Source organism: Planctomycetota bacterium (genome assembly GCA_026387035.1).
In the GTDB taxonomy this organism is placed as follows: Bacteria; Planctomycetota; Phycisphaerae; order FEN-1346; family FEN-1346; genus JAPLMM01.
Window position 1 is genome coordinate 1 of the sequence record JAPLMM010000218.1, and the last position, 3659, is coordinate 3659.

3 protein-coding genes are annotated in these 3659 nt (G+C 68.1%); all 3 read right to left on the bottom strand.

The genetic code is table 11. The features are described from left to right. Positions 1–142: 142 nt before the first annotated feature. Genes NTX40_07675 through NTX40_07685 form a run of 3 tightly spaced genes read right to left on the bottom strand, consistent with a single transcriptional unit; the run spans position 143 to position 3304 of the window. Entirely contained in the window at positions 143–517 is a 375-nt protein-coding gene (locus NTX40_07675; protein ID MCX5648958.1) for a hypothetical protein, read from the bottom strand. Beyond that, a complete protein-coding gene (locus NTX40_07680) occupies positions 447–1976 on the bottom strand; it encodes a HEAT repeat domain-containing protein (protein MCX5648959.1) in 1530 nt (509 codons plus the stop codon). Before NTX40_07680 ends, NTX40_07675 begins: the two co-directional genes overlap by 71 nt. 44 nt (positions 1977–2020) lie before the next feature. Next, positions 2021–3304 (bottom strand): Gfo/Idh/MocA family oxidoreductase, encoded by a 1284-nt coding sequence (locus tag NTX40_07685; protein MCX5648960.1) that lies wholly within the window; start codon positions 3302–3304, stop codon positions 2021–2023. Between the last annotated feature and the right edge of the window lie 355 nt (positions 3305–3659).

The following is a 3659-nucleotide window of genomic DNA, read 5'->3' on the forward strand; positions in this document are numbered from 1 at the left end:
CGACCCGCCGCGATTCTGCGTTACGCGGTGCGTGTTACTTGCGCTTCCTGCTGAGGACCAGACCCAGGCCGCCCAGGCCCAGGAGGGCCAGCGCCGCCGGCTCGAAAGGCACACACCCGGCCGGCCCCCGCGACGGCGGTCCCTATCGGACCGCCTTCAGCATGTCTTCCGCTTTTTTCTTCGTCCCGGCGTTTTTCGATTTGTCGACCGCCGCCTGGAGCGCTTTCTGGAGTTGCGGCTTGGAAGCGCCTTTCAGGTTCTTGCTGCCGGCGAGGTTGACGATGGCCAGGCACGTTTCCTCGGCGGTGGCGGGCTCCGCTGCCAAGGTCACCAGCATCTCCAGCGCGCCGGCGGTTTCGATGGTGCCGAGGGCGGAGATGACGAGCCGCTTCTCCTCGACCCTCGTGACCAGCGGCAGGACGGCGTTGACCTTGGCCAGCCTCTCCTCATCCTTGAGTTTCTTGGTTCCCTGGACGTATTGCAGGTAGCCGCGCAGCGCCAGCACCTGGTGCGTCATCTTCTTGGAAGACTTGGCCAGGGCCAGAAGCGGCTCCGCCGCGCCGGCGTCCTCCGGCCACATGCTGGGCCACGTTGACAACGTGCGCACCGCCTCGTCCTGGACGGTCTCCTCCTTGTCGCTGATGGCTGCTTGCACGGCGGCCAGGGCGCCGGGTCCGCCGGCGCAGGCCAGCGCATGCAGGGCGATGACGCGGAGGGCGGCATCGCCGCTCCGCGAGGGCGCCGAGGGCCTCAATAGCGGCGCCGCGAACCTCCGCATCGGCATCGTCGACGCACCGCGCAATCGTGGGAAGTGCGGCGGCAATTCGCCGCTGCTTGGCCACTTCGATGACGGCTTGGCGCATCTTGCCGGTCGCCTGGGCCAGGCGGGTCACGAGTTCGGCATCGACGTCCTGGCCGGGCAGTCTGGTGAGCGTTCCCTTGGCCTTCTGAGCCACTTCCGCATCGCTGTCGACCGCGGCCTCCAGCAGCACCGGCACGCAAGAGACGTTGCCGAACCGCGCCAGCGCGTCCATGGCGGCGACCCGCACGTGGGTCGGGCCGGTCTTGACCACGGCGAGAACCGCGGGCAACGCCTTGGCGTCGTCGCGGTCGGCCAGGGCCATGAGCATCAGGGCCTGCCGGTCCGACGCCGCCCGGCCCATCTCGGCGGCCAGCGCCTCGGTCGCCTCGGGGCCGGGCAGTTCGCGGGCCGTGCGCAGGCCGATGCCGAAGACCGCGTTGTCCGTCGACCTCAGTTGCTCGACCAGCAGGGGGACGCCGGCGGCCCCGCGAGCGAGAATCGCCCCGCGGGTCGCCTCGAGAATCCTCTGTTTGGGCACATCGGCCTTGCGGACCGCGTCATACAACCGCACGGCCTCGTCGCGGTTGCCGTCGGCGAGGAACCGTTCGGCGCACAGAATGCAGCCCTCCGCGATCGTCGGGCGAACCGCGGGCGGTGCGCCGGCCAGCAACGGCTCCAAGGCCTTGGCGGCCGAGGCGCCGCCGATGCGACCCAGGGCGGCGGCCGAGGCCGACGCCACCTCGGCATCGGCGTCCTTGAGCCTCTGGACGAGCCCGTCGACCGCCTTCGCGTCGCGCCGCACGCCGATGGAGTTGATCACCCCGACGAGCAGCCTGCCCTGGACCTTGTCCATCGCCTGGCGCAGCGCATCGTCGGCCGCCGGATCGGGAATCGCCTCCAGGGCGATCCGCGCCCAGGACGCCAGTTCCTTATCCGGCAGGAGCGCCGCCAGCGCCGGAACGGCCGCCTTGCTGCCATAGATGGCCAGTTGCTTGCAGGTGATGGCCTTGTCCTGCGGCGGGGCATCCGAGGTGAGCACGGCGATCAGTTTGCTTTCCGAAACGGGGTCCTGGTTCTCGGCGGCGGCGAGAGGGGGGCGGTTCATGGCGGCCATCGCGCAGGCCGCCGACACCAGCACAGCCCCACACAGTGCAAGAGACCGAATCTTGAACATTATCATTCTCCTAGCAGTCAGGTGGTTTCCCGGAATGTCGGATCCTACAGCCGCCACGGCTCGCGCAGCGCCTCCGACCGCAGCCGGTTCGCTTCCTCGTCACCGACGAACATATACGTCTTAGGATCCAGGGCGACCTTGCGCTTCAGGAATATGGAGATACCGGCGGCATGACAGGCGATGTGCGTGTGGCAGGTCACCTCATGGTTAGCGCGCGGCAGCCCGCGGGTCTTCACGCAGTTCAGGAAGTCGCGGATGTGGTTGTTCGCCGGATAGCCGGGGATCTTGGCGCCCCTGCCGACCAGCAGGTCGGGCGAACTGGCGAAGATGTCGCCGTTATCGCCCGTCTCCACCCAGCCCGTGTCTCCCTCGAAGCGGACCGGGCAGGAGCCGGTGTTAAGCCACCCCTCGCCGCGCAGCACCAGTTTGACGCCGTTGGCGTAGCGGGCGACGGCCTGACCGTTGGAGGGCGGTTCGTACTCCACCGGCTGCGTGCGGTCCGCATCGTTGGCCCACTGGCACTGGTCGACGCAATGGGACCCCCATTCCAGGACGCCGCCGCCGACCAGTCCCCCGCCCTTCTCGAAGTTGAAGCCACCGAGCAGTTTCTTGTTGAACGGGCGCCAGGCCGCCGGGCCGAGGTAGAGGTCCCAGTCCACCTCTTCCTTGGGCGGTTCAGGTTCCGCCGACAGCCAGCCGCTGCTGCCGGTTTCCATGCCGCCGGGGTGGGCGTGGACGGTCCGGAGTTTGCCGAGTTTGCCGCGGCGGGCCAGTTCGACGGCGAACTCGAAGTGCGAGACGTTCCTCCGCTGCATGCCGCCCTGGAAGACGCGCCCGGTGCGGCGGAACGTCTCGGCCAGCACCAGGCTCTGCACGATGTTCTTCGTGCAGGGCTTCTCGCAGTAGACGTCCTTGCCGGCCTCGGCCGCGGCGCACGCGGCCGTGGCGTGCCAGTTCGGCCCCGTGGCAATCAGCACAGCATCGATGTCGGGACGGGCCAGCAACTCCCGGAAATCGCGGTACGTGGCGCAGTCCTGGTTGCCGTACTTGGAGTCGGCCATTTTCTTGACGGCGTCGCGGCGGGCGGCCTTGACGTCGCAAACGGCCAGGAACTGCACGTCCGGTTCCTGAAGGAAGCACCCCAGGTCACTCGTGCCCCGGCTGCCGATGCCGATGCCGCCCACGGTGATCCGGTTGCTCGGGGCCACCACGCCGTCCTTGCCCAGGACGGCGCTTGAAATCACGTACGGCGCCGCCAGCAAGGCGCCGGCCTGGACGGCCTTCTTCAAGAACCGCCGCCGATTCAGGTGCGCTGCTTGTTCAGACATGCCTGGTCTCCTGTTGGGTGCGCGTTCACACGTTCCAGAACCTGTGCATCCCGGGAATTCCGGCCGTCCTTTTGTACAAGGACCTGCGTTTCTTGCAACTCTAATCGTGGGGCGAAAATTCACGAGGCACAGGATTCCGGTTCCGCCGGGGGGCCGGATCCGCCCGAGCGCCTCGGTCGTCCAGGACCCTGCAAAGGACGGTTGCAGGAGCGGTCGATTGGGTGAATAATCGCCGTCGGCCATCCGACCGTCTGCGGCGGACGAGCACGCGGCGCAAAGGCGGCTGAAGCCGCCTCATAACGACACGGCACCAACACCCTGACACGAAAAACGGTCACACCCGGCGGGCCACCGC

Excerpts from the sequence above, each read along its gene's own strand:
- NTX40_07675 (MCX5648958.1), bottom strand. The coding sequence starts at position 517 with ATGACGCACCAGGTGCTGGCGCTGCGCGGCTACCTGCAATACGTCCAG.
- NTX40_07680 (MCX5648959.1), bottom strand. The coding sequence starts at position 1,976 with ATGTTCAAGATTCGGTCTCTTGCACTGTGTGGGGCTGTGCTGGTGTCG.
- NTX40_07685 (MCX5648960.1), bottom strand. The coding sequence starts at position 3,304 with ATGTCTGAACAAGCAGCGCACCTGAATCGGCGGCGGTTCTTGAAGAAG.